Raw genomic sequence first — 23,227 nt, forward strand, 5'->3', positions numbered from 1 at the left:
GCCGGGTTCTTTTTGGTGGTTTCAGGCCACGAACCAATTGAAATTCGGACCCTTTTTGCAAGATGCTAGATCATGGACAATGCTTGTTGTGAAGTGGCTTTCTGTGGTTGTGATGATGCTGGCTGTGCAAGGTTTTGCGGCAAGCCTGCCCGAGCTCAAAAAAAGTCTGGCTGCCGGTCAGGTCCAAGAAACCGTTCAAGGGGCTCTGGAGCTGAAAACCTCTGAAGCCTACACCCTCGCAGCAGAAGCTCTGGTGCTGAGCGTGCGCAAGCACATCACGGACAAAGCCAATCTGGAACCGCTGGAACAGGCTGAAAAGTACGCCCGAAAAGCCATTGAGTTGAACCCCAAGAATGGAGCAGCTTACTACCAGCTCTCCAAAGCCCTTGGAGGGCAGGCGGTTCTGAAAGGGGCTGTGGGTGGATTGGGCGCTCTGGGTGAAACCAGAGCGCTCTTTGAAAAAGCCGTGCAATACAGTCCCAATTATGCCTCTGCACAGGTGGGTCTGGCGATGTGGCATGCCAACGTGATCAAGTACGGCACCCTCACTGCCGGGATTTTTGGCGGCAATGAAGCCGAAATCCTGCCCCGTCTGCAAAAAGCCATTGAACTGGAATCTGCTGTGGTCTCCCATGAGTTGAACTTTGCCAAGGCCTTGATCATTCTGGGCAACAAAAACAAACGCCTGAAAGCCAAACACCTGCAGGATGCCAGAAAACACCTGCAACGGGCCACCAGCATGCCTGCCCTGACCTACTGGGACAAAGAGGACCAAAGGGAAGCGCTGGAACTGCTCAAAACCCTCTGATTCGCCTGCTGGCACAGCACTTCGAAAGTTGTATACAAAATGGGCATCCGACAAATGGCTTAGTCCAAAAAGGCGGGTGTAGGCTCGAAATGTATGTTGTCTGCCCCCCGTGATCCTGTCCGTCGCACCATGTTCTACTCGCTTCTTGAAGGCAGCATGAGCCAGATTTTCCTCAACTGGACCACCGGAATTGTGCTGACCGGGTTCATGATTTACCTCGGGGCCAAACCCAGCGAACTGGCTCTGGTGGCCAGCGTCCCCTTGCTGGCCCAGATGATCAGCCCGTTTGCAGCATGGTGGGCAGGCAGACTGGGCAAACGCAAAGACCTGACCCTGCTGACCGCAGTGCTGGGACGAAGCCTCTGGGTGCTGGCAGCCCTCTTGCCTCTTTTCAACATTCCTGAAGCCTTCAGGCCCACCTTTGTGGTGTTGCTGGTGGCCCTGTCCAGTGCCCTTCAAGCCGCAGCAGGCACCCTCTGGCAGGCATGGATGGGCGATGTGATCCCCGAGGAAGAACGGGGCAAATACATGGGCTTCCGAACCGGACTGGTGGGCGTGATCGGCATGCTGGGAAACCTGCTGGCTGGATGGTTGCTGGACCGCCTTCCAGAGCCCTACAATTTCCAGCTGGTTTTGCTGCTCGGGGTAGGATGTGCCTTGCTGGGTGGATACTTCCTGAAGCAACACCACGAACCCGAAGGCAAAGTGCTGCGCTTCAAACTGCTGGACACTTTTGCACTTCCCCTCAGGGACCTCAATTTCCGCCGTTATCTGGGCTTTGCAGCCTACTGGATGGTTGCGGTGATGCTGTGCTCGGGTTTTGTGTTCCCTTACTTCCTGAAAGTGGTGAAAATGAGTTTCACCATGCTGGCCCTCTGGACCGCCGTGGCGAGCATCTCAGCCATGCTGCTGATGCCCTTGTGGGGAGCAGTGGCAGACCGCTGGGGCAACAAACCTGTGCTGGCGATTGGCACCTTTGTGGCCGGAACCCTGATGCCTCTGTGCTGGATGCTGGGAGGCATCACCGGAAACATGGGGTACCTCTGGGCTGCAGCGGTGTTTGATGCGGTGGCCTGGGGTGCCATCGGACCTGCACTGTTCAATCTGGTGCTCGCCAGCAGTCCAGCCGAAACCCGAGCTTCCTACTTTGGCATGTTCAATTTGCTGACCGGGTTTACTGGGTTTCTGGGGGGCATCATCAGCGGTGCCCTGATGGAGTGGTTTCCTTTGATCTTTGGCAACACCCACGCTTACCATGCGCTGTTCATTCTGGCCGGGGTGATGCGCGCCAGTGCATGGATCCTGCTCAAGCCCATCACCGAAACCCGAGCCCACCGCACCCGAGATGTGCTGCGCTACATTGCCCAGCACCTGATTCCAGTGCGCAAATTTTAAAGCATTTGACAGATAAATAAGAGGTTTTCATGTTCAAAACTGGAACAGGAGGCCTGAGAAAGCCTCCTGTTTTTTTGGTCCTTGTTTAAAGCATTTGACAGAAGAATAAAAGGATGTCTCTCTGGAAAAGGTTTTTTGAAACAGGAGGCTTCAGACGAAGCCTCCTGTTTCACTGATAAACGCAGTAAAGTTCAGTCTTCCACTTCTTCCAGAGCACCGTGCTTGAGCATGAAGTGCCTCTGGGAGCTGAAGGTTTTGCTGCCACGCACTTTTTCGCATTTGCCGTCCGGGAAAAGCTGCCAGCTTCCACGGGTATCACGCCACTCGGCTTCCAGCAGGTTTTGCAGGTAACGCTGGTGCTTGCTGCCCCGGATGGGGACCACCACCTCCACGCGCCGGTTCAGGTTGCGGGTCATCCAGTCTGCACTGCCAATGTACACTTCGCTGGCTCCAGCATTGAAAAACGCATAAATGCGGGCATGTTCCAGAAAACGCCCGATGATGGAACGCACCACGATGTTGTCGCTCAGGCCAGGCACACCGGGCTTCAGGCAACACACCCCACGGATGATCAGGCGGATCTGCACCCCTGCTTGCGAAGCCTGATACAACTTCTGAATCAGTCCCGGATCGGTGAGGCTGTTCATCTTGGCAGTGATGGCTGCAGGCTGCCCTGCTTTCGCTTGCTGAATCTCACGGTCAATCAAGGCATAAAAATCATGGCGCATGCGCTCTGGGGCCACCAGCATTTTGCGGTAGGTGGCCTCGGCGTAACCGGTCAGGCGGTTGAACAACTCGCTGGCATCAATGCAGATGTCCTTGTCGGAAGTCAGGAAAGAAATGTCGGTGTACATGGCAGCGGTTCTCGGGTTGTAGTTTCCGGTGCCGATGTGAACATAACGCCTCAGGCCTCCTTGTTCACGGCGCACCACCAGAGTCACCTTGGCGTGTGTTTTCAGTTTGGGAAGACCGTACACCACGTGAATCCCTGCACGTTCCAGAGCTCTGGCCCAGGTGATGTTGCGCTGCTCATCAAAACGGGCCTTGAGTTCCACAAGGGCCACCACCTGTTTGCCTGCCTCGGCGGCACGGGTCAGGGCACGCAGCAAACGCCGGTCTCCGCCTGTGCGGTAAAGGGTCTGTTTGATCGCCAGCACATCTGGATCCTGTGCGGCCTCCTCGATGAACTGCAAAACCGCCTCGAAGGATTCATAAGGGTGATGCATCAAGAAATCCTGCTGCTGAAGGCTACAGAAAATGCCCTCCTCCCCTTCCAGATCGGGAATGCTGGCCACATAAGGCACATAAGTCAAATGGGGATGGAGGGGTGACAAAATGCCCACCAAACCCATGAAATCTGCCACGCCCAGAGGACCGGACAGCAAAAACACATCTTGACGGCTGAGCCTGAGGCGCTCGGTCAATTCGGACAGCAAGCGCTCGGGAATGTCCGGGTTGGCCTCCAGACGCACCACCGCACCAAAACGCCTGCGCCTGAGACCGTCTTCAATGGTGGCCAGCAGGTCTTCGGCCTCCTCTTCTTCAAATTCATAGTCGGTGTTGCGGGTGACGCGGAACACATGACTGCTCAGAACCGTGCGACCCCGGAACAGTTCAGAAAGGTGCGCAGCAATCAGGTCTTCCAGAAACATGTAGCGCCCATCGGAGATCTTGACCACTCTGGGCAACACCCCCACAGGCACTTTCACACGGGCCAGTTCAATGCCCTCGTCTTCTTCCAGAATCACCGCGAGGTTCAGACTCAGGTTGGAAATGTAGGGGAAAGGGTGACTCGGATCCACGGCCAGAGGGGTCAGCACCGGGTGCACTTCTTTGAGGTAATACTGCCTGAGGTTTTCGCGGGCTTCATCGTCCAGTTCTGCGTACTTCACAAACTGGATGCCGTGCTTTTCAAGGTTTTCCAGATTGGTTTGCAGGTTTCTCTGGATGTTGGCCATCATCTCGGGCATGTGTTTGCGCACAAGATCAAGGTTCTGGTGGGGGGTCAGGCCATCCGGGGTGTGGGTGCGCACATGGGCTGCGATCTGCCGGTGGATTCCAGCCACCCGCACCATGAAAAATTCATCGAGGTTGCTGCCGCAAATGGCGGTGTATTTCAATCGTTCCAGAGGAGGATTTTTGGGATGTGTGGCTTCGTGTCGCACCCGCTCATTGAATTCCAGCCAGGCCAATTCACGGTTCAGGTAGGCCTCTCTGGGCAGTTTATCGAGGTTGTGATGACTTTCCACTGACATGATCAAGTTCCATTCTAGACCGCCTCCATGATGGTCAGATCAGGGGAGTGTCAGGTGATGGGCAGAGTTCTATGCAAGCAGGAGAGGTTCCAGAACAAAAACTGGTGGGCAAGCACACCTCACCCACCAGCCAGAGGGTTGGGTCAAACGTGAATGAGATCAAGCTCTGGCAGCAAGGTGACGCTTTCCTGCTCGTTGGGATCGGTGCGGGCAAGGAGGGCCACTGCTTCCTCGGTTTCACTCATGTTGTAAGGCAAGTGGGGCATGTTGGCCGGAATGTAGAGGTAATCTCCTGCACGAACCACCATGTGCTCTTTCAGGTTCTCGCCGTACCACATGCCCACTTCGCCTTTCAGCATGTAAATGGCCGTTTCGTGGTGGTCGTGAAGGTGGGCTCTGGCTCTGGCACCCGGAGGAAAAGTGTTCAGGTGCATGCACAGACCTGTGGACCCGGTGCTCTGCGCAGAGATGCCCCTCTGGTAATCGAGGCCCTGTTTGCCACGGTATTGCTCTTCGGAACGGACCACCGTGCAGGTGGGTAAAGTGCTTTCCATGCATGATCCTTTCCAGCAGCCCGAGCTGCTGTATACAATTTTGAGTTACCGTATTCATACCATAAAAAAACCGCTCTTGCGAGCGGTTAAAAAACTGAACTTTGTGTATTCGCAACTCAAACGTAACGCTTGAAGACCAGCACGGCGTTCTGTCCGCCGAAGGCGAAAGAGTTGGACATGGCGTACTCGACCTGCTGGGTTCTGGCCTGATTGGGGATGTAATCGAGGTCCAGTTCAGGATCGGGATCATCGTAATTGATGGTGGGAGGCAAAACCCCGTTGTAAAGGGCCTGTGCACAGGCAATGGCCTCCACTGCACCCGCAGCCCCGAGCAAGTGCCCGGTCTGGGATTTGGTGCTGGAGACTGCAAGCTTGCTGGCATGGTCACCAAACACCGATTTCAGGGCCTGGGTTTCCGCAAGGTCATTGGCAGGTGTGGAGGTGCCGTGGGCATTCACATAGCCAATTTGCTCTGGAGCCACGCCTGCACTCTTGAGGGCACGGCGCATGGCCAGAGCGGCACCCCGTCCCTCTGGAGCAGGCATGGTCATGTGGTAAGCGTCGGCACTGGTGCCATAACCCACCACTTCGGCGTAAATGCGGGCTCCACGTTTCAGGGCGTGTTCCAGTTCTTCAAGAACCAGAATGCCTGCACCTTCACCCATCACGAAACCGTCTCTGGATTTGCAGAATGGACGGCTGGCTTTCTGGGGCTCATCGTTGCGGGTGGAGAGGGCCTTCATGCTGGCAAATCCGCCCATGGACATGCCGGTCAGGGCGGCTTCTGCCCCGCCGGTGATCATGATGTCGGCTTCGCCCCTCTGGATGATGCGGAAAGCATCGCCCACAGCACCGCTTCCGGTGGCACAGGCGGTCACCACGGTGCTACTGGGTCCCATCAAGCCATAACGCATGGCCACCTGACCGGCTGCCATGTTGGCGATCATGGTGGGAATGAAGAAGGGAGAAATCCGGTTGGCCCCTTTGGTCACAAAGGTCACAGCAGCATCTTGATAAGACTCCAGACCTCCAATGCCACTGCCAATCAAGGAACCGGCATGCTCTCCGGCCACGTCTTCTTCGGAAAGGCCGGCATCCTTGATGGCCAGAGCCGCACCCACCATCGCCAGTTTGACGAAGCGGTCCATGCGCTTGCCTTCTTTGGGATCGATCCACTGGGAGAAATCCATGTGGACTTCTCCAGCAATTCGGCTGTTCAGCATGCTTGCATCAAAGTGGGTCAGGGGGCCCACGCCACTCTTGCCCGAGTGCTGGCCCTCCAGAAATTCGGCGGCACCCACACCAATGGGGGTCACCGGACCCACACCTGTAATCACAACTCGTTTCACGTATTGTGCCTCCTTCAAGAGTGTTTCATTGTGTCAGCAGAAGAAAATTCCGCTTCTGGTTTCTGACAGGATCGGTCGCTTTGGATCCAAAGCGATCACACAAACACAAATTATATCCTGAGATGCTCTGGAATGCTGAATTTGAACCCGGTTGAACTGGACATCTGCCTTTCCCAGACGCCTCAGGACTTGTGATCAAGACTTGTTCTCAGGGCCTTTCTTCAGGTCTGTGGATGCAGGTTTGTCTTTGTCCTGCCCTTTCTCTGCTTTGTCTTCTTTTGAGTCCTTGACTTCCACATGCAGGGTCTCTGGACCGAAACTGACCGTCTTCTTGGTGGCAGGAATCACCACCTGAGCGGCATCCAGAGCCTTCTTGATCCGCAAATTGAACTCACGTCCCAGAGCCCACTGGGATTTGGGAAGCACCTTGAACAGGGCACGCAGGGTGATGGAATCCATGGCCATGCTGGTGACCCCTTGCACTTCAGGGGCCTCCAGAAAGTGGTCCTTCCACTCGGGATCTTCGTAAATCTCTCCAGCCACCCGTTTGATCACTGCAATGGCTTTGTCCAGATCGGCATCGTAGCCCACGTTGATGTTGGCCACAAAACGGCTCCACTCTTTGCTCTGGACACTGACCGTCTGGATCTGCCCGTTGGGAATGATGTGGACGGTGCCATCCAGAGCCCGCAAATGGGTCACCCGCAAATTCAGTTTTTCCACCCCGCCAGAGAGGTTGGGGTTGTTGTTCACGATGATGGAATCATCCACCCCATACTGGTCTTCCAGCAAAATGAAAAACCCCGAGAAAATGTCTTTGATCAAGCTCTGGGCCCCAAAAGACACGGCCAGACCCAACACCGACACCGAGGCAAGCAACGCACTGGACCGGACACCCAGATTGTCGAGCACCATCACAAAAGCCAGAATCACAATCACCACAGTGGCTGTGCTGCGCAGCACCCCGGTCAGGGTTCTGACCCGCACTGTACGCCTGCTGAACTCACTCCCCGGCACAATGCGCTCTGCCAGTTGGTTGACCACCCTGAGGGCCACGTAACTCAAAAGGACCACCGCCACAATGCGACCCACCACCTGCGTGAACCACGCCACCACTTCATTGCCTTGCTGGTAAAAGGCGGCGTACTGTTCCAGACGCAGGCTGTAAATGCCGACCACCACAGCCATGTAAACCACCAGAACCCCCCATCCAATGCGTATCAGACGGAAGAGTTTGAGGTCATTTGCGCCCACCGAACGCTCGGCGTGGGTTTCCGCAAAGCGCAGTGTTTTCAAGCCCATCACCCACAGCGCATAAAGCACTGCAAGCCGGAGCACCAATGTGATGATCATCTGAGGTTGCAAAACATCCAACATGGTACTCAGGCTAACAAAAAACCTTAAGAATGCTGTGCTTGCCGCCTCAGCAAAACTTAATTTGCAGACGTGTTGGACAGGGTGCGCAATTTGCCCAGCACATCTTTCTGGTAGGCTTCGTGGGCCACCCGCACGGCGTTTTTCACGGCTTTGACATCTGCACTGCCATGCCCGATGAACACCAATCCCTGCACCCCGAGCAGCACACTGGCCCCATACTCGCTGGGGTCCACCCTCTGGGTGATTTTCTTGAGGGCAGGTTTGGCCAGCAAAGCGCCAATTTTGGCCACAAAAGTGCTGGTCAGGGCTTCTTTGATCCAGCCCATCAGGACTTTGGCTTCTCCCTCAGCGGTCTTCAGAACCACATTTCCAGTGAAACCATCGGTCACGATGATGTCGGTGGTGCCTTTGAAGATGTCTTTGCCTTCCACGTTGCCATAAAAGTGGATCTCTGGCGTGGCTTTCAGCAAAGGATGGGCTTCAAGCACCAGAGCGTTGCCTTTGTGCTCTTCCTCTCCGATGGAGAGCAAACCCACTGAAGGCCTGCTGCGGTTGTGAACCGCCTGATAATAAGCGGAGGCCAACACAGCCCACTGTTGCAGGTACTGGGCCTTCACATCTGCATTGGCTCCAACGTCCAGCAGAGCACAGAATCCTTTTTGGGAAGGAATGTAAGCCATGATGGCTGGGCGGTCAATGCCCTTGATGCGCCCGAGCGTGAACAGGGCACTGGCCATGGTGGCTCCACTGTGGCCCATGGAGACAGCCGCACCTGCTTTCCCCTCTTTGACCAGACGGGTACACACGTTGATGCTGGCCTCGGGTCTGCGGCGCACATCCGAAGCGTGGTCGTTCATGGAGATGGCATCACTGGTGTGATGAATCTGAATCTTGCTGTTTGAGGGGTGTTTGGCCAGTTCTGCCTGAATCTGGGCTTGATCGCCCACCAGCAAAACCGGAATGCCCAACTGTGCAGCTTCCAGAGCACCGGCCACCAACACGCCGGGTCCGAAGTCACTGCCCATGGCATCAAGTGCAATTGGTAAAGTCTCCATCCGAGAGAGCATTATATCCGGTCTGGTCAAACAGAAAGCTGAATGGGATGAGAGCCTTGCCCTGTTGCCCTGTTGCCCTGTTGCCGAGAGCCGAGAGCCGAGAGCCGAGAGCCGAGAGCCGAGAGCCGAGAGCATCATGTTCTACCCACAAAAAATCGTCAAGGGATAGGTAGGGGAGTAGTGTGCTACGCCCGAAAAGCTTTTGCTGAAGCTTTTTGTGCCCTCGGCCCTGTGCTCTCGGCCCTCGGCATGCCCTTCTGCAACAAAAAACGCAGGGTTTCCCCTGCGCTTTGATCTGCCAGTGTTGATGTGCCTGGATTCAGTACTCTTCAGAATCGTCAGAGTCGCTGGAGGGCATGTAGTAGGGTTTGGTTTCGGTGCGCATTTCGCTGGGCAGGCGGTAACCAGGACGCTCCACGGAACCACGAATGTCCTTGAGGTCGATGTACTCGTCTGCAGCATTGCGGAGCTCGTAGCTGGTCATCTCGGGGATGCTGGCCACAATCACGCGTTTGCCTTTGAAGCGAAGCACTTCACAGGGACGCTCGAAGTCGCCGTCTCCGGTCAGCAGGATGGCGGTGTCATAAAGGTCGGTGGTTGCCAGCAGGTCGGTGACAATCTCGATGTCGAGGTTGGCACGGCGGTGCGTTTCACCGGTTTCGCTGTCGGTGATTTCACGCAGGGGTTTGGTGCGCACGGTGTAGCCCATGTAGGTCAGCGCATCGATGAAGCGCTTCTGCTTGTCGTCCATGGGGTAAGGGACTGCAGTGTAGTAGAACGCGTTGTAAAGGCGACCTTTCTCCGCGAAATACTCCAGAATCTTCCGGTGATCGAAATTCCAACCCAACCGTTTTGCAGCGGCGTACACGTTTGCGCCGTCGATGAACAAAGCCACTCGTTCCATAGGTCCACTCCTTGAGGTCAATCAATAAAATTTTGTTTCCCGGCTTTCACACGGTACCCCCCAGTATACGGTTTATCCACAAGCCGAGTAAAGCGAAATGGGATTCAATCCAGAGGAATATTGGGGGTGACTTCAGGATCACTCAACGCTTCCCACACGGAATTCTTAAGTGCATCCAGATTGACCCCATCGTAGTGACAGGGCAAATCATTTAAGTAACGAAGGGCTTTATCAAAATTACGGTGTTTGACATTTTCATGCACCCATCTTTTGTGTAAGGCTGCAGCCAGCAAAATCAAAGCCGAGAGGTATTTGCGCTCCTCTCCCTCAGCGGTGCGCCAATCTGCTTCCCAGGCTTCGTGTGCCTCCCAGTAGGCCCGCCTGTTGAACAGCCTTGCCCCTGCTTTGAACCGATCTTGCATGTTTCCATCATAACAGATCCACATTTTGTGCTTTATTTTTTAAAGTATAACTTATCTCCCAATTGGTTTGGGGCAAAAGGGTAGAATACAGACATGGGTAAGGCACAAGAAATCACCGATCAAAACTTTGACAGCACCATTCAAGAAGGACTCACCCTTGTGGACTTCTGGGCCCCCTGGTGTGGCCCTTGTCGCATGGTCGCTCCAGTCATTGAAGAACTTGCCGGAGACTACGAAGGTCAGGTCAAAGTCACCAAACTGAACGTCGACGACAACCAGGCCACCGCCATGAAATTTCGGGTCATGAGCATCCCCACCGTGATCCTGTTCAAAGACGGCCAACCCGTTGAAGTGACTGTGGGCGCCCGTGGCAAACCCCACTTCAAACAGGTCATCGAGAAACACCTCGAAACCGTCAAAAACTGACCCTATCAAGGCAAAAAAGCGGACCAGAGTCCGCTTTTTTTGTTGTTGGGCATCACCCTTCAAGCAAACTTTGCAACAACCTGTAACCCTCAGGCCAGTCCTGCAAACCAGAGACAGAATTGATGTGGCCCTTTGCTCCCACATCCACCAGAGATCCACCCCAGCTTTCTGCAAGATGCCTGCTGCGTTCCAGAGCGGCATAAGGGTCATCTGAACTGGCCACCACCAGCACTTTAAACGGCAGGGTTTCCAGATGCATGGGCAGGAAATCCTTGACGGCCTCTGGAGTGTCAGGCTGGTCCAAATCTGGAGGAGACACCAGCAAAGCAGCTTTCACTGGATGGTTGATCACGCAGCATCCCCAGTGGGCCACAGCATGACACCCCAGACTGTGGGCAATCAGAACGGTGGGTTCATCCGATTGTCCAATGGTCTCATCCAGACAGGACACCCAGTCACGAAGTTGTGGGTTTTCCCAGTCTTGCTGTTCCACGCGCTCGAAGCCGTATTTCTGCTCCCAGAGGGTCTGCCAGTGCTCTGGACCACTTGAGCCCCATCCCGGCAAGGTCAAAAACCGTGTCATGTCAGCAGTTTAGCCTCTGGACCGGGCAAGTTCACAGTGGACTGTACACAGTCAAGAGCGAGCAAATCTGTCCACGTCATTTTGTGCAGTCACACCATTTCATGCACCATGGCACATGCAGCCAGAGCCTGCTCAAGGTCTGCAATCAGGTCTTCAGGATCTTCAATGCCAATGGAAAGCCTCACGAGGCCATCTGTAACGCCAGCAGCCTGTCTGGCTTCCTCTGGCATGGGCGAGTGGGTGGTGCTGGCAGGATGACAGGCCAGAGACTCCACATCTCCCAGAGACACCGCCTGCGTGAACAGTTTCAGGCTGTCCAGAAAACGGGCACAGGTCGGGAAACCCCCATCCAGTTCAATGGCCAGCACTCCACCAGAGGCTTTCAGGTACTGCTGTGCCTCTTTGTGACTGGGATGGGACTCCAGACCCGGATAATGCACGGCTTTCACTGCAGGATGACCTTGGAGGTGACGTGCCACTTGCAAAGCATTTCTGGAATGGGCTTCCATTCGCACATGCAGGGTTTTGATGCCCCTGAGCAGCAAAAATGCTTCAAAGGGTCCCAGAGCTCCCCCCAGATGCCTGAGGCCTTCGAAGCGCACCATCTGCACCAGATCGGCCTTGCCTGCCACCAAACCTGCAATCAAGTCGCCGTGACCTGACAAATACTTGGTGGCAGAATGCACCACCACATCTGCCCCATGCTCCAGAGGACGAAACAGGTAAGGGGTCGGGAAAGTGTTGTCCACCACCACCAGAGCACCCACCGATTTGGCTTGTTTGACCACCTCGGAGAAATCCCACACCTTCAGGGTCGGGTTGGTGATGGGCTCAAAGAACACCACTTTGACTTTTTCAGAGAGCACTTGTGTCAAGTCTTGCAGATCGTGGCAGCGGTGAATGGTGACTCCAAATTTGGTGAGGATCTCGAAGAAAAATCCGTCGGTGCCTCCATAAATGGGGTCCAGAAAGGCCACCTCGTCTCCAGCCTTGAGCACAGTCACCAACAAGGCACTGATGGCTGCCATTCCACTGCTGAAGGCCACCGCATCTTCTGCACCTTCCAGAGCTGCCACTTTGTTTTCCAAAGCTCTGGTGGTGGGATTTCCAATACGGGTGTAAATGAAACCTTCCCTTTCACCTGCAAACAGGGCACGCCCCTGCTCTGCATCGAAATAAGTGAAGGTGCTGGTCTGGTAAATGGGGGTGGCATGGGCTCCGGTCTGAGGGTCAGCACCACCACCCGCATGCACAGCTTTGGTGTTAAAGCCTGACATGTGGACTCCTTTCGAGACATGGTTCTTGTGGATTTTGTGTATTTACATTTTAACGGCTCTGCCCTTTCAGAGGAACGCAACAACCAAAGCCCATCACCAAAAACCCTTTGAAATTTGCGACAATCCATTCAAATGACCCCACAAAACAAAACCCTTGATGATGTCTCATGGAAACTGCTGGACCTCCTGCAGCAAGACGCCCGCATGAGCTACAAAGATCTGGCCCGACATGTGGGCCTCACTGCCCCTGCTGTGGCAGAGCGTCTGAAAAAACTGGAAGATGCAGGCATCATCAGGGGTTACAAAGCCGATCTGGATCTGGCGGCTCTGGGCCGACCCCTGATCGGATTCATCCGCCTGAGCGCCACTGGAGACAAATTCCCTTTTTTGGACCACATCACCGAAAACATCCCCGAGGCCCTCGAATTTCACCGCATCACTGGAGGAGACAGTTACATGCTGAAAGTGGCTGTCCGTGACATGGGGCATCTGGAAAGTGTGCTGGACAGGCTCTCGCCGTACTGCACCCCCATCACCTCTCTGGTGATCTCCTCTCCCCTGCCTGCACGCGTGATCAAACCCCTCCCCTGATGTGCTACAGTGCTTTTATGTTCGTGGTGCGAATTATTTGCCGACTCGGGGGACCCCTCGGGTAGGCTTTGACTGTTGCCACCCTGACCCCCAGCAAATCCTGCTGGGGGTTTTTCTTTTGCGCTGGAGGACTGCATGAACCCATCCACCCAAAACTTCATGGAACAGGTGCTCAGAAGCCGGGTTTACGATCTGGCCATCGAAACCCCCTTGCAAGAGGCCCACAAACTGGGCAAACAACTGGGCAACCGCATCCTGCTCAAACGGGAAGACCAGCAACCCATTTACTCATTCAAACTGAGGGGTGCCTGCCAGAAAATCATCTCCCTGACCCATGAAGAAAAAGCCAGAGGCATCATCACGGTCTCTGCAGGAAACCATGCTCAGGGGGTGGCCTACACGGCCCACCATCTGGGCCTGAACGCCACAGTGGTCATGCCAGAGATCGCCCCTGCCATCAAAGTGCAAGCTGTGGAAGATTGGGGTGCAAAAGTCGTCCTGTACGGTCAGAACGTCACAGAAGCAGAGCAGTTCGCCAGACTTCTGCAGCAACAGGAAAACCTGACTTTCGTGCACCCTTTTGATGACCTGCAAGTGATCGCAGGGCAAGCCACCATCGGACTTGAACTTCTGAAGCAAGCCCCCAAAGACCCATACACCGTTTTCGTGCCAGTTGGCGGAGGGGGTTTGATCGCTGGCATTGCTGCTGTCTTGAAAACCATCCGCAGCAACATCCGGGTGATCGGCGTTGAACCCGAGCATGCCAACGCCATGACCCAGAGCATTCAGGCCGGACATCAGGTGAAACTGGACCACGTGGACACTTTTGTCGATGCTGTGGCGGTTAAACAGGCTGGATTTCACCCTTTCCAGATGGCCCAGCAATACGTGGATGACTGGATCACCGTCAGCAACCATGAGGTGTGCATGGCCATCCGCGACACCTACGAAAACACCCGCACCCTGATGGAACCCGGAGGGGCTCTGGGGGTGGCGGGTTTAAAGAAATACGTTCAGCAAAAGGGCATCACAGGTGAGACTCTGGTGACCATCACCAGTGGAGCCAATGCCGATTTTGACCGGATCCGCGAAGTGGCAGAGCGGCTGAGGGCAGGTTAGATCCCCCCGCGCATCGCTGACGTTCTGCGGTCCCCCCTTAACAAAGGGGGTGGCGAGCAACGGGGGATCTCAAAAACAAAAAACCCCTTCTCTTTCCAGAGAAGGGGCAGATGCTCTGTTGAAATCAGATCAGTTCGATCAGGGCAACAGGAGCGGAATCACCACGACGCACACCGACGCGGAGGATACGGGTGTAACCACCGTTCTGGTTGGCGTACTTGGGGGCGATTTCGCCGAGCAGTTTGCGCACGACTTCTTTGTCGTGGATGTCGCTGCTGATCACGCGACGGGCGTGCAGGTCGCCGCCTTTGGCAACAGTGATCAGGTGCTCAACGAAAGGACGCAGCTCTTTGGCTTTGGCTACAGTGGTTTGGATGCGGCCTTCACGCAACAGGGCAGTCGCCTGGGCGCGGGCCAGGGCGGTACGTGCGCTGCTGTTGCGGTTCAGTTTGCGGCCAGCTCTACCGTGACGCATGTCTTACTCCTTATTCCTTCAAGCTCAGTCCGTGCAGGGCGAGCTGTTGCTTTATCTCATCGAGTGAACGCTCCCCGATGCCAGGGACCTTTTTGAGGTCTCTGTCCGAAAGGGCGCACAGGGCATCCACAGAATCAATTCCTTCCTCTTTGAGGGAGTGCAGCACCCGGGTGGTCAGGCCCAGTCCATCGAGGGTCACTCGGGGCTGGAGCTGCTCAGGGAACGGCTCGGGATTGATGTTCACGCTGGTGATGATGGGCGTTTCCGGATACACCGTGGTGACAGGCACCGTGGGGATGCTGGTCACAACAGTGGGGCTCGGGGTGGTTTCTACCGTGTCACTGAAGACAGTGAGTTCATTCCGCAGGATCTCCACGGCTTTGTCCAGGGCCATTTTGGGGTCGGTGGAGCCGTCCGTCCAGACGCGGATGATCAGGCGGTCCAAGTCGGTTTGCTGACCCACACGGGTGTCTTCCACGTGGTAAGCAACACGCTTCACCGGAGTGAAGATGGCATCGACAGGGATGGAGTTGATGCGGTCTTTGATGGCGTGCTTGTCTGCAGGGACATAGCCTTCGCCTTCTTCAACACGCACTTCCATCACCAGTTTGCCGCCTTCAGCAAGGGTGGCGATGACTTGGTCGCGGTTCACAACTTCCGCGTCCATGGGAACTTCAAAGTCAGCAGCAGTGACCACTTTCGGACCCTGAGCGCGCAAAGTGAGCGTCTTGGGGCCGGGAGCGTGGAATTTCACCACCAGTTCCTTGAGGTTCAGGATGATCTGGATGACGTCCTCAGTGACGCCTGGAATCGTGGAGAATTCATGCAGGACATCTTCGATGTACACGCTGGTGACCGCCGTACCCGGAATGGACGACAGCAGGATGCGGCGTAGGGGATTGCCGATGGTTACGCCATAACCACGTTTGAGTGGCTCCAGGGTAAATTCACCGTAATTCCCGTCAAGGCGTGCTTTAAGCTGCGGTTTTTTGTTCTCCACGTAAACCTCCGTTAACGTGAGTAGTACTCGATGATGAAGTTCTCGTTGATGGGCAGGGCCAGATCTTCGCGGGCGGGCAGGCGCAGGAATTGACCTTTGCCAGCTTCGGCATCCAGAGAGAGCCAGGGGCTGCCTTTGCGTTTCTTGGCAAGTTCCAGGTTCTCTTGAATGAAACCAATGGCCTTGCTGCGCTCTGCAACGGAGATTTCGTCGCCAGCTTTAACGCGGTAAGAAGCAATGTCCACGCGCTTGCCGTTCACAAAGATGTGACCGTGACCCACGAACTGGCGGGCCTGACGGCGGGTGGAAGCAATGCCCATGCGGAAAACCACGTTGTCCAGGCGGCTTTCCAGGAGTTGAAGGAACACGGTGCCGGTCACGCCGGGAACGTTGGAAGCTTCTTCGAAGAGGTTGCGGAATTGCTTCTCGTTCACGCCGTACAGACGGGCAAGTTTTTGTTTTTCACGCAGACGAACCCCGTAGTCGGAGGTTTTGCTGCGGCGAGCGCCGTGCTGTCCTGGAGGACGGGGACGACGGTCAAGGAACTTTTGGACTTTCTCGGTTTCAGCCAGGTTGACGCCTTCGCGACGGCTGAGTTTAACAACTGGACCACGGTAACGACCCATCTAACTCACATCCTCTTTTTCTTGGGCAGGCGGCAGCCGTTGTGGGGAACGGGAGAGTCATCCATGATGGATTTGACATCAATGCCGCTGGCTTGAATGGCGCGGATGGCCTGTTCACGGCCAGATCCGGTTCCACGGACCACGACTTCCACTTGGCTCATGTTGAAGGTGCTTTGGGCCTTCTTCACAGCGTCAGCGGCAGCCAGTTGAGCAGCGTAGGGGGTGCCTTTTTTGCTGCCTTTGTAGCCGATGGTGCCACCCGAGGACCAGGCGAGGGAGTTGCCGTCCATGTCGGTGATGGTGACGATGGTGTTGTTGTAGGAAGCGTGGATGTAAGCACGGCCGTGAGGAATGTTACGGCGGGTACGCTTGGTTCTGGTGTTGGTCTTAGCTTTAGCCATTTCAATTCACCCTTACTTCCGCGCGGCTTTCTTCTTACCTGCAACGGTCTTGCGGGGACCTTTACGGGTGCGTGCGTTGGTCTTGGTACGTTGACCACGCACGGGAAGGCCACGGCGGTGACGGAGGCCACGGTAGGCACCGATGTCCATCAGACGCTTGATGTTCTGACCGATTTCGCTCTTGAGGTCACCTTCGACCTTGTAGGTCTTCTCGATGTCTTCGCGGAGCTTGGCGATTTCTGCTTCGGTCAGGTTCTTCACGCGGGTGTCGGGGTTGACGCCAGTGCGTCCCAGAACTTCGCGGGAACGGGTGAGACCAATGCCGAAGATGTAGGTGAGCGCAATTTCAATGCGCTTTTCACGTGGGATATCAACACCTGCAATACGAGCCATGATTCACCTTACCCTTGACGCTGCTTGTGCTTGACGTTTTCGCAGATCACGAAAACGCGGCCGTGGCGACGAATGACTTTGCATTTGTCGCACATCTTCTTGACGGAAGTCTGAACCTTCATGTCTTTCTCCTTCGCGCCGCCTCCTGCAGTTCTCACTTGACCGTTCCGTGGGAAAAACCCAACTTTTCTGAACGAAGTGAAAGTGCCTCAGCTGGCGCTCCACCCCTCTCTGGTCTCGTCACAGTCCAGAAGGCCTGTGATCAGGGTCAAAGAGAGATATCACTTCATGGCTTTACAGCCAGTTAGTGACTTACTTGCGGTAAACGATGCGGCCCCGAGTGGGGTCGTAGGGCGAAATTTCGAGGACGACCCGATCTCCAGGCAAAATGCGGATGTAGTGAATTCTCATTTTTCCGCTGATGTAAGCCAGGATCTCGTGTCCAGAGTCGAGTTGAACTTTGAACGTGGTGTTCGGCAGGGCTTCCAGAATCACGCCCTCTGCACGAATGGTGTCGTCTTGCTTCTTCTCGCTTTTTCCTCGATTTTCTTTGATTGGTCTTTTCGCCACGCGTCCTCCGGGTCATCGGGTCTTGTCTTTACAGCCTTACGTCTTTCGCACGTTAAAAAGGCTTGTAAAAAACAAGCCAAAGAAAAGAGTACCACCAAAAGGTGTTTTTTGCAAGGGGAAGTGGCGATGTTCCATCGCCACGCCTAGGGCCGAGAGCCAAGGGCATTGCTTTTAAGCTTCAGCTTTGGCCTGAGGTCATTGCACAGGGATGACAAGTGGGTTGCTCCCTGCCTTCTGCTCTCGGCCCCAGGCTCTGGGCTCTCGGCCTTCACTCTACAGCTTGCACAATCCGCTGATAAACCTCATCCATGTTCCCAATGCCATCCACACGCTTGAGAACCCCACGGGCAGCGTAGTAGTCCACCAAGGGTTTGGTGTTGGTGTGGTAGACCTCCTGACGGGCACGGGCGGTTTCTTCGGTGTCGTCAGAGCGGCCAGAGGTTTTGCCCCGTTCCACAATGCGGGCAATCAGTTCTTCATCTGGAACTTCCAAGAGGGGCACAGAGTGAATGGGGGCTCCCAGTTCTTCCAGCAGCATGTCCAGACCTTCGGCCTGTGCTCTGGTTCTGGGGAAACCGTCAAAAATCACCCGGATTTTTTCCATGCTGGCCAGTTTGTCGCGGATCAGGGCAATCAGGATCTGATCCGGCACCAGTTGACCCGCCGCCAGAATGGGAGCCACCTGTTGCCCGAGTTCGGTTTTGCGGGCGACATGGTCACGCAGGATGTCTCCAGTGGAAATCTGCAGCAGGTCCTGTTCGGCAGCCAGACGGATGGCCTGGGTGCCCTTCCCTGCCCCGGGAGGCCCCAGGAAAATGATCACTTTGTTGGACTTCATGTTTCTCCTCCCAGTGCTGCCATGAAAATGCAAGTTTTTAAGGCATTCATCGCAACACTTTAATAGGCCCTATTCTAACGCGCAGTTGTGCTTTTGCATCCAGCGCTGGTCATACGGGAAGACAGATCCCTGTAACTCTTTGCGTTGTGACAAAAGCAGGCTGCATCAAAGAAAAAGAGAACCCTCAGGGGGTTCTCTTTCAAAAGCATCTGGCGTTTACAGCCTTCCCCGCAGGCGGCCTTTGGAAATGAATCCATCGTAGCTGCGCAGCGTGAGTTGGGCTTCCACCTGTTTGAGGGTGTCCAGAGCCACACCAACCAGAATCAACAGACCTGTGCCGGAGAAGACGAACACAGTCGAACCACTGATGCCTGAAGTGGCTTGAAGGACCTGAGGTACCAGCACCAGAATCCCTAGGAAGATGGCTCCCCAGAGGGTGATGCGGGTGGAAATGAAACTCAGGTACTCGGCAGTGGCCACACCTGGACGCACGCTGGGAATGAATCCGCCGCTCTCACGGAGGTTTTCAGCAATGCGCTTGGGATCAAACTGAATGCTGTTGTAAAGGAAGGTGAATCCCACCACCAGCAAAACATCCAGAGCAATTCCCGTGGGTGTGTTCAGAGCGAAGTATTTGACCAGAAAACGGGTCACTTCACTGTCCTGACCAAATGCCTGTTCCAGCACCTGCACAATGGTCATCACAGCACTGGCGAAGATCACGGGGATCACGCCTGCACCGTTCAGTTTGATGGGCAAGTAGGTTTGCTGTTTGGCGTACTGCTTTCCACCAATTTCCTTGCGGGCATACTGGATAGGAATGCGTCTTTCTGCTTGCAACACCAGCACAATGCCAATCACCACAGCCAGAATCACCAAGAAGAATGCAACAATGCCCAGCAGGGAAATGGCCTCTTCGTTGTAAAGGGTGATGATATCGGAAATGGCTTTGGGGAAGCTGGCCGCAATTCCAGAAAAAATGATCAAGCTGACCCCGTTGCCGATGCCCACTTCTGTGATGCGCTCACCAATCCAGAGGGTGAATGCAATACCGGCGACCTGGGTCAAGACCACATTCAAACGGAACATCCAGCCTGGCTCCCAGCCTGAGGCAAGGAAAGCACCGTTTTGGGCTTCACCCACCAGAATGGCAAAGAACAGGGCTTGCATGGCGCCCAGAGCAATGGCCCCATAACGGGTGTATTGGGCAATGGCTTTGCGCCCCTCCTCCCCTTCTTTCTGGAGTTTTTCCAGAGCAGGGATGGAGGTGGTCAAAATTTGCATGATGATGCTGGCGGTGATGTAAGGCAGCACCCCCAGTGCAAAAATGCTGAACTGCGAGAGGTTCCCCCCCGAGATGTTGCTGATCAAGCTCAGAAGGCTGCCAGCACTGCCGGCAGCCTCTGCAATTCTTGTGTGGTCCACGCCTGGGGTGGGAATGGTGCTCCCCAGGCGGTAAATGGCCAGCAACAGCAAGGTGAACAGGAACTTCCGCTGCAATTCAGGAATGCGAAATGCGTCGCGGAAGGCCCGAAGCATTACTCCTCCTCGGGGAGGATGACTTTACCGCCAGCGGCTTCGATTTTGGCAATGGCGCTCTGGGAAGCAGCGTCCACATGCAGGGTGTAAGCGCCGGTGACTTCACCAGCAGCCAGCAGTTTGATGGGACGGTTGCCGTTGCGCACCAGACCACTGATGATGAAGTCTTCGAATTGCACGGTGCTGCCGGCTTCGAAGCGCTCAAGGTCACGCAGGTTGACCAGAGCGTACTCGATGCCTTCGTGGCTGAAACCGCGTTTGGGCAGGCGGCTCAGCAGGCTGCTGCGTCCACCTTCGAAGAAGTGGCCTTTGCCTGCACCGGAACGGCTCTTTTGACCTTTGTGGCCACGGCCGCTGGTTTTGTCGGTGCCACCGGGACCACGACCAACGCGTTTGCGGTCTTTGCGGCTGCCGGGGGTGGGTTTGAGGTCGCTCAGTTTCATTCCTGAACCTCCAGGAGGAATTTCACCTTGTTGACCATGCCTTTGACAGCATCGGTGTTGGGCACTTCGCGCTCGTCACCGATTTTTTTCAGGCCGAGAGCCTTCACGGTAGCGACCTGGTCACCAGGACGTCCGATGGTGCTACGAACGAGTTTGATTTTCATTGTGCGCCTCCGCGCAGTTCTTCCACTTGCTTCTTGGTCTTCAGGCTCTTGAGACCATCGAACACAGCGTAAGCCACGTTGATCTGGTTTCTGGAACCGAGTTCCTTGGAGAGCAGGTTGGTGATGCCAGCCAGCTCGGCAATGGCGCGGGGCACGGAACCTGCGATTACACCGGTACCAGGACCTGCGGGCTTCAGGATCACGCGGCTGGTGGTGCTGGCGCCCACGATGTCGTGGGGGATGGTGCCATTTTCCACAGGAACCTGGATCATGTTCTTGCGAGCAACTGCTTTGGCTTTCTCGATGGCGACAGGCACTTCTTTGGCTTTGCCAATGCCCATCCCGACGCGACCATTGCGGTCACCGATGACAACGAGAGCAGCGAAGCGGAAACGGCGACCACCCTGGTAGGTTTTGGCGGTGCGGTTGACGCTGATCATCTTTTCTTCGAATTCACCGGTTTCGCGTTCGCGGTTGTTGTTACGATTAAAACTCAAGGCCACCCTCCCTTGCAGCATCAGCGAGGGCTTTCACGCGACCGTGGTACTTGTAAGAACCGCGATCAAAAACCACTTGCTTGACGCCTTTGGCAAGCGCAGCTTCGGCAATGGCTTTACCCACTGCTGCAGCAGCGTCGGTTTTGGTGCCTTCCACGTTCAGGGCCTTGGAGGCAGCCTGGGCCACGGTCACACCATTCTTGTCATCGATGATTTGCGCGTAGATGTACTTGCTGGAGCGGAACACGCTCAGGCGCGGACGATCAGAGACTTGCTTGATCTTGGCGCGGGTGGAGTACTTACGGCGCTGGGTACGATCTAATGCGGACATTATTTCTTACCTTTCCCGCCGGTGGCCCCAGCCTTACCGGCTTTGAGAGCGATCTGCTCGCCAGCGTAACGCACACCTTTGCCGTGGTAAACGTCAGGTTTACGCACTTTGCGCAGGTTGGCAGCGGTCTGGCCGACCAGTTGCTTGTCGATGCCAGTGATGGAGAGCTTGGTGGGCTCGGGCACAGCAAAGGTGATTCCGGCTGGGGGCTCCATGATCACAGGGTGGCTGTAACCGATGGTCAGCTCGATGTTTTTGCCGGCCAGTTTGGCACGGTAACCCACACCTTTGAGTTCCATGTTGATGGTGTAGCCTTCGCTCACACCTTTCACGGCGTTGGCGACCAGAGTGCGGGTCAGGCCGTGCAGGGCGCGGTGGCGGGGCTGGTCGCTGGGACGGGTCACGGTGATGGTGCCGCCGTCCACGGCCACGGTGAGCTCACTGTTGAAAGGAACAGTCAGTTCGCCTTTGGGGCCTTTGACTTTGAATTCACCGTTGTTCACGCTGGCTTGCACGCCAGAGGGAACGGTGATGGGTTGTTTACCAATACGGGACATGTTTCAGATCCCCCTTACCAGACCACGCAGATCACTTCGCCGCCGATGCCTTCTTTGCGGGCATCGCGGTCGGCAAGCAGACCTTTGGAGGTGGAAACAACGGCTAAACCCAGACCCTTGTGGATGCGGGGCAGGTCTTCGTGGCTGACGTAAGCACGACGGCCAGGGCGGGAGATGCGCTCAATGTGCTTGATCACTTGCTCACGCTTGTGTCCGTACTTCAGTTGGATGCGCAACACATCAAACTTGCCTTCGTTAACGCGCTCGTAACTCGCGAGGTAGCCTTCTTTCACCAAAATCTTGGCGATTTGCTCCTTGAACTTGGAGGCAGGCACATCCACGCTGTCCTTATATGTGCGCGTCGCATTCCGAATGCGCGTCAGCATATCTGCAATAGGATCGCTCAGCATTTCTTATCCTTTTCAGGGTGGGGCAACCCTTAAATCCAAGGGTTGTCCCCAAAGCGAATTCTTGTTTTCTCGAAAGGTCCTTAGACAGTCCCGGAACAAAACGCTCCGGCTGTATCCAAAGCCTCTTACCAGCTGGACTTTTTCACACCGGGCAGTTCGCCACGGTGGGCCATTTCACGCAAGCAGATGCGGCACAGACCGAAGAAACGGTAGTATCCACGGGCGCGGCCGCAACGCTGGCAGCGACTGTAGTTCTGCACAGCGAACTTCTTGCTGTTGTGGGAAATGGTTTTGCCTTTGTTAGCCATTCAATCCACCTTACTTCCGGAAGGGAACGCCGAGCGCTTTGAGCAGAGCACGGGCCTCTTCGTCGGTGCGAGCGTCGGTCACGATGGTGATGTCCATACCGCGCACGGCATCCACCATATCATAGGTGATCTCGGGAAAGATCAATTGTTCTTTCACACCAAGGTTGTAGTTGCCGCGTCCGTCAAAGCTGTTGGGGTTCACGCCTTTGAAGTCACGGATGCGGGGAAGGCCGACGTTGATCAGCTTTTCCAGGAAGGTGTACATGCGCTGGCCGCGCAGGGTCACTTTCAATCCGATGGGCATGCCCTGACGGAGTTTGAAGTTGGACACGCTCTTCTTGGCCTTGGTGATCACAGGCTTTTGAAGGGCAATGATGGCGAGTTGGCTGGCAGCTTTGTCGATGACTTTGGAGTCCTCTTTGCTGGAACCCAGACCCTGGTTCAGGACGATTTTCTGGATGCGGGGCACCTGCATGATGCTGGCGTAGCCAAACTCCTGTTGCAGTTGGGCGCGCACCTCGTCGTAGTATTTTTTCTTCAGAGCGTCCACAGCATTAACC

The 23,227-nt window shown here is 55.4% G+C and carries 31 protein-coding genes; 5 read left to right on the top strand and 26 right to left on the bottom strand.

What is annotated here, in order from left to right:
• Positions 1-88: 88 nt before the first annotated feature.
• Together Q371_RS13215 and Q371_RS13220 are read left to right on the top strand one after the other, a co-directional pair.
• Positions 89-808 carry a tetratricopeptide repeat protein gene (locus tag Q371_RS13215; protein ID WP_157442700.1) on the top strand — a complete coding sequence of 240 codons (720 nt, stop codon included), beginning with the start codon at positions 89-91 and terminating at the stop codon, positions 806-808.
• Positions 809-901: 93 nt separating this feature from the next.
• Positions 902-2,203, top strand: coding sequence for an MFS transporter (locus tag Q371_RS13220; protein ID WP_034341349.1), 1,302 nt, complete (start codon positions 902-904; stop codon positions 2,201-2,203).
• A gap of 191 nt (positions 2,204-2,394) precedes the next feature.
• Here Q371_RS13220 and ppk1 read toward each other — a convergent pair whose 3' ends face one another.
• From ppk1 to Q371_RS13255, 7 genes are all read right to left on the bottom strand, one after another.
• On the bottom strand, positions 2,395-4,458 hold the full coding sequence (ppk1, locus tag Q371_RS13225) for a polyphosphate kinase 1 (protein ID WP_084571425.1): 2,064 nt from the start codon (positions 4,456-4,458) through the stop codon (positions 2,395-2,397).
• A gap of 143 nt (positions 4,459-4,601) precedes the next feature.
• Positions 4,602-5,012: a cupin domain-containing protein gene (locus Q371_RS13230; protein ID WP_034341351.1), complete on the bottom strand. Its 411-nt coding sequence runs from the start codon at positions 5,010-5,012 to the stop codon at positions 4,602-4,604.
• A gap of 116 nt (positions 5,013-5,128) precedes the next feature.
• Positions 5,129-6,361, bottom strand: a complete 1,233-nt coding sequence (gene fabF / locus Q371_RS13235; RefSeq protein ID WP_034341352.1) for a beta-ketoacyl-ACP synthase II — start codon at positions 6,359-6,361, stop codon at positions 5,129-5,131.
• 195 nt (positions 6,362-6,556) lie between these two features.
• Positions 6,557-7,738, bottom strand: a complete 1,182-nt coding sequence (locus tag Q371_RS13240; protein ID WP_034341355.1) for a mechanosensitive ion channel family protein — start codon at positions 7,736-7,738, stop codon at positions 6,557-6,559.
• 56 nt (positions 7,739-7,794) lie between these two features.
• Positions 7,795-8,793 (bottom strand): phosphate acyltransferase PlsX, encoded by a 999-nt coding sequence (gene plsX, locus Q371_RS13245; protein ID WP_245618335.1) that lies wholly within the window; start codon positions 8,791-8,793, stop codon positions 7,795-7,797.
• Between the two features lie 319 nt (positions 8,794-9,112).
• On the bottom strand, positions 9,113-9,697 hold the full coding sequence (locus Q371_RS13250) for a LabA-like NYN domain-containing protein (RefSeq protein ID WP_034341360.1): 585 nt from the start codon (positions 9,695-9,697) through the stop codon (positions 9,113-9,115).
• 104 nt (positions 9,698-9,801) lie between these two features.
• Complete coding sequence (locus tag Q371_RS13255) at positions 9,802-10,119, bottom strand: DUF309 domain-containing protein (protein WP_034341451.1); 318 nt, start codon at positions 10,117-10,119, stop codon at positions 9,802-9,804.
• A 93-nt stretch (positions 10,120-10,212) separates the two neighbouring features.
• Between Q371_RS13255 and trxA the strand changes: the two genes are divergently transcribed.
• Positions 10,213-10,545: a thioredoxin gene (gene trxA, locus Q371_RS13260; protein ID WP_034341362.1), complete on the top strand. Its 333-nt coding sequence runs from the start codon at positions 10,213-10,215 to the stop codon at positions 10,543-10,545.
• A gap of 52 nt (positions 10,546-10,597) precedes the next feature.
• Here trxA and Q371_RS13265 read toward each other — a convergent pair whose 3' ends face one another.
• Both Q371_RS13265 and Q371_RS13270 read right to left on the bottom strand, forming a co-directional pair.
• Complete coding sequence (locus Q371_RS13265) at positions 10,598-11,128, bottom strand: RBBP9/YdeN family alpha/beta hydrolase (protein ID WP_034341365.1); 531 nt, start codon at positions 11,126-11,128, stop codon at positions 10,598-10,600.
• A gap of 89 nt (positions 11,129-11,217) precedes the next feature.
• Positions 11,218-12,405: a trans-sulfuration enzyme family protein gene (locus Q371_RS13270; protein WP_034341366.1), complete on the bottom strand. Its 1,188-nt coding sequence runs from the start codon at positions 12,403-12,405 to the stop codon at positions 11,218-11,220.
• 132 nt (positions 12,406-12,537) lie between these two features.
• Between Q371_RS13270 and Q371_RS13275 the strand changes: the two genes are divergently transcribed.
• Complete coding sequence (locus Q371_RS13275) at positions 12,538-12,996, top strand: Lrp/AsnC family transcriptional regulator (protein WP_034341367.1); 459 nt, start codon at positions 12,538-12,540, stop codon at positions 12,994-12,996.
• 135 nt (positions 12,997-13,131) lie between these two features.
• Positions 13,132-14,115 carry a threonine ammonia-lyase, biosynthetic gene (ilvA, locus tag Q371_RS13280; protein ID WP_051964315.1) on the top strand — a complete coding sequence of 328 codons (984 nt, stop codon included), beginning with the start codon at positions 13,132-13,134 and terminating at the stop codon, positions 14,113-14,115.
• 124 nt (positions 14,116-14,239) lie between these two features.
• Here the strand turns inward: ilvA and rplQ are convergent, their stop codons facing one another.
• The 17 genes from rplQ to rplE form a co-directional block, all read right to left on the bottom strand.
• Positions 14,240-14,590, bottom strand: a complete 351-nt coding sequence (gene rplQ, locus Q371_RS13285; protein ID WP_034341369.1) for a 50S ribosomal protein L17 — start codon at positions 14,588-14,590, stop codon at positions 14,240-14,242.
• Positions 14,591-14,600: 10 nt separating this feature from the next.
• On the bottom strand, positions 14,601-15,590 hold the full coding sequence (locus tag Q371_RS13290) for a DNA-directed RNA polymerase subunit alpha (RefSeq protein WP_034341371.1): 990 nt from the start codon (positions 15,588-15,590) through the stop codon (positions 14,601-14,603).
• A gap of 11 nt (positions 15,591-15,601) precedes the next feature.
• Complete coding sequence (gene rpsD / locus Q371_RS13295) at positions 15,602-16,216, bottom strand: 30S ribosomal protein S4 (RefSeq protein ID WP_034341373.1); 615 nt, start codon at positions 16,214-16,216, stop codon at positions 15,602-15,604.
• Positions 16,217-16,221: 5 nt separating this feature from the next.
• Positions 16,222-16,617 (bottom strand): 30S ribosomal protein S11, encoded by a 396-nt coding sequence (gene rpsK, locus Q371_RS13300; protein ID WP_034341375.1) that lies wholly within the window; start codon positions 16,615-16,617, stop codon positions 16,222-16,224.
• Between the two features lie 12 nt (positions 16,618-16,629).
• Positions 16,630-17,010, bottom strand: coding sequence for a 30S ribosomal protein S13 (gene rpsM / locus Q371_RS13305; RefSeq protein ID WP_034341376.1), 381 nt, complete (start codon positions 17,008-17,010; stop codon positions 16,630-16,632).
• 8 nt (positions 17,011-17,018) lie between these two features.
• Positions 17,019-17,132, bottom strand: coding sequence for a 50S ribosomal protein L36 (gene rpmJ, locus Q371_RS13310; protein ID WP_034341378.1), 114 nt, complete (start codon positions 17,130-17,132; stop codon positions 17,019-17,021).
• A gap of 190 nt (positions 17,133-17,322) precedes the next feature.
• On the bottom strand, positions 17,323-17,565 hold the full coding sequence (gene infA / locus Q371_RS13315; protein ID WP_034341455.1) for a translation initiation factor IF-1: 243 nt from the start codon (positions 17,563-17,565) through the stop codon (positions 17,323-17,325).
• Between the two features lie 283 nt (positions 17,566-17,848).
• Positions 17,849-18,418, bottom strand: a complete 570-nt coding sequence (locus Q371_RS13320) for an adenylate kinase (protein WP_034341380.1) — start codon at positions 18,416-18,418, stop codon at positions 17,849-17,851.
• Positions 18,419-18,634: 216 nt separating this feature from the next.
• Positions 18,635-19,957 (bottom strand): preprotein translocase subunit SecY, encoded by a 1,323-nt coding sequence (gene secY / locus Q371_RS13325; RefSeq protein WP_034341382.1) that lies wholly within the window; start codon positions 19,955-19,957, stop codon positions 18,635-18,637.
• A complete protein-coding gene (rplO, locus tag Q371_RS13330; RefSeq protein ID WP_034341383.1) occupies positions 19,957-20,400 on the bottom strand; it encodes a 50S ribosomal protein L15 in 444 nt (147 codons plus the stop codon). The genes secY and rplO overlap by 1 nt, the downstream gene beginning before the upstream one ends.
• On the bottom strand, positions 20,397-20,564 hold the full coding sequence (gene rpmD / locus Q371_RS13335) for a 50S ribosomal protein L30 (RefSeq protein ID WP_034341384.1): 168 nt from the start codon (positions 20,562-20,564) through the stop codon (positions 20,397-20,399). The genes rplO and rpmD overlap by 4 nt, the downstream gene beginning before the upstream one ends.
• Positions 20,561-21,061, bottom strand: coding sequence for a 30S ribosomal protein S5 (gene rpsE, locus Q371_RS13340; RefSeq protein WP_034341456.1), 501 nt, complete (start codon positions 21,059-21,061; stop codon positions 20,561-20,563). The genes rpmD and rpsE overlap by 4 nt, the downstream gene beginning before the upstream one ends.
• Complete coding sequence (gene rplR / locus Q371_RS13345; RefSeq protein ID WP_034341386.1) at positions 21,051-21,392, bottom strand: 50S ribosomal protein L18; 342 nt, start codon at positions 21,390-21,392, stop codon at positions 21,051-21,053. The genes rpsE and rplR overlap by 11 nt, the downstream gene beginning before the upstream one ends.
• Positions 21,392-21,949 carry a 50S ribosomal protein L6 gene (gene rplF, locus Q371_RS13350; RefSeq protein WP_034341388.1) on the bottom strand — a complete coding sequence of 186 codons (558 nt, stop codon included), beginning with the start codon at positions 21,947-21,949 and terminating at the stop codon, positions 21,392-21,394. Before rplF ends, rplR begins: the two co-directional genes overlap by 1 nt.
• A 14-nt stretch (positions 21,950-21,963) precedes the next feature.
• Complete coding sequence (gene rpsH, locus Q371_RS13355) at positions 21,964-22,359, bottom strand: 30S ribosomal protein S8 (RefSeq protein WP_034341389.1); 396 nt, start codon at positions 22,357-22,359, stop codon at positions 21,964-21,966.
• Between the two features lie 125 nt (positions 22,360-22,484).
• Positions 22,485-22,667, bottom strand: a complete 183-nt coding sequence (locus Q371_RS13360) for a type Z 30S ribosomal protein S14 (RefSeq protein WP_051964318.1) — start codon at positions 22,665-22,667, stop codon at positions 22,485-22,487.
• A 10-nt stretch (positions 22,668-22,677) separates the two neighbouring features.
• A complete protein-coding gene (gene rplE / locus Q371_RS13365; protein ID WP_034341391.1) occupies positions 22,678-23,217 on the bottom strand; it encodes a 50S ribosomal protein L5 in 540 nt (179 codons plus the stop codon).
• Between the last annotated feature and the right edge of the window lie 10 nt (positions 23,218-23,227).

This window comes from Deinococcus misasensis DSM 22328, from assembly GCF_000745915.1.
Lineage (GTDB): Bacteria > Deinococcota > Deinococci > Deinococcales > Deinococcaceae > Deinococcus_C > Deinococcus_C misasensis.

What these genes read in the sequence shown, in the direction of transcription:
- Q371_RS13320 (WP_034341380.1), bottom strand. Translation starts at nt 18,418, where the DNA reads ATGAAGTCCAACAAAGTGATCATTTTCCTGGGGCCTCCCGGGGCAGGG.
- rplQ (WP_034341369.1), bottom strand. Translation starts at nt 14,590, where the DNA reads ATGCGTCACGGTAGAGCTGGCCGCAAACTGAACCGCAACAGCAGCGCA.
- ilvA (WP_051964315.1), top strand. Translation starts at nt 13,132, where the DNA reads ATGAACCCATCCACCCAAAACTTCATGGAACAGGTGCTCAGAAGCCGG.
- rplR (WP_034341386.1), bottom strand. Translation starts at nt 21,392, where the DNA reads ATGTCCGCATTAGATCGTACCCAGCGCCGTAAGTACTCCACCCGCGCC.
- rpsH (WP_034341389.1), bottom strand. Translation starts at nt 22,359, where the DNA reads ATGCTGAGCGATCCTATTGCAGATATGCTGACGCGCATTCGGAATGCG.
- Q371_RS13255 (WP_034341451.1), bottom strand. Translation starts at nt 10,119, where the DNA reads ATGCAAGATCGGTTCAAAGCAGGGGCAAGGCTGTTCAACAGGCGGGCC.
- Q371_RS13265 (WP_034341365.1), bottom strand. Translation starts at nt 11,128, where the DNA reads ATGACACGGTTTTTGACCTTGCCGGGATGGGGCTCAAGTGGTCCAGAG.
- Q371_RS13240 (WP_034341355.1), bottom strand. Translation starts at nt 7,738, where the DNA reads ATGTTGGATGTTTTGCAACCTCAGATGATCATCACATTGGTGCTCCGG.
- rpsK (WP_034341375.1), bottom strand. Translation starts at nt 16,617, where the DNA reads ATGGCTAAAGCTAAGACCAACACCAGAACCAAGCGTACCCGCCGTAAC.
- rplO (WP_034341383.1), bottom strand. Translation starts at nt 20,400, where the DNA reads ATGAAACTGAGCGACCTCAAACCCACCCCCGGCAGCCGCAAAGACCGC.
- ppk1 (WP_084571425.1), bottom strand. Translation starts at nt 4,458, where the DNA reads ATGTCAGTGGAAAGTCATCACAACCTCGATAAACTGCCCAGAGAGGCC.
- Q371_RS13250 (WP_034341360.1), bottom strand. Translation starts at nt 9,697, where the DNA reads ATGGAACGAGTGGCTTTGTTCATCGACGGCGCAAACGTGTACGCCGCT.
- secY (WP_034341382.1), bottom strand. Translation starts at nt 19,957, where the DNA reads ATGCTTCGGGCCTTCCGCGACGCATTTCGCATTCCTGAATTGCAGCGG.
- rpmD (WP_034341384.1), bottom strand. Translation starts at nt 20,564, where the DNA reads ATGAAAATCAAACTCGTTCGTAGCACCATCGGACGTCCTGGTGACCAG.
- Q371_RS13360 (WP_051964318.1), bottom strand. Translation starts at nt 22,667, where the DNA reads ATGGCTAACAAAGGCAAAACCATTTCCCACAACAGCAAGAAGTTCGCT.
- Q371_RS13230 (WP_034341351.1), bottom strand. Translation starts at nt 5,012, where the DNA reads ATGGAAAGCACTTTACCCACCTGCACGGTGGTCCGTTCCGAAGAGCAA.
- Q371_RS13275 (WP_034341367.1), top strand. Translation starts at nt 12,538, where the DNA reads ATGACCCCACAAAACAAAACCCTTGATGATGTCTCATGGAAACTGCTG.
- rpsD (WP_034341373.1), bottom strand. Translation starts at nt 16,216, where the DNA reads ATGGGTCGTTACCGTGGTCCAGTTGTTAAACTCAGCCGTCGCGAAGGC.
- Q371_RS13220 (WP_034341349.1), top strand. Translation starts at nt 902, where the DNA reads ATGTTGTCTGCCCCCCGTGATCCTGTCCGTCGCACCATGTTCTACTCG.
- rpmJ (WP_034341378.1), bottom strand. Translation starts at nt 17,132, where the DNA reads ATGAAGGTTCAGACTTCCGTCAAGAAGATGTGCGACAAATGCAAAGTC.
- plsX (WP_245618335.1), bottom strand. Translation starts at nt 8,793, where the DNA reads ATGGAGACTTTACCAATTGCACTTGATGCCATGGGCAGTGACTTCGGA.
- rpsM (WP_034341376.1), bottom strand. Translation starts at nt 17,010, where the DNA reads ATGGCTCGTATTGCAGGTGTTGATATCCCACGTGAAAAGCGCATTGAA.
- rplF (WP_034341388.1), bottom strand. Translation starts at nt 21,949, where the DNA reads ATGTCCCGTATTGGTAAACAACCCATCACCGTTCCCTCTGGCGTGCAA.
- Q371_RS13270 (WP_034341366.1), bottom strand. Translation starts at nt 12,405, where the DNA reads ATGTCAGGCTTTAACACCAAAGCTGTGCATGCGGGTGGTGGTGCTGAC.
- trxA (WP_034341362.1), top strand. Translation starts at nt 10,213, where the DNA reads ATGGGTAAGGCACAAGAAATCACCGATCAAAACTTTGACAGCACCATT.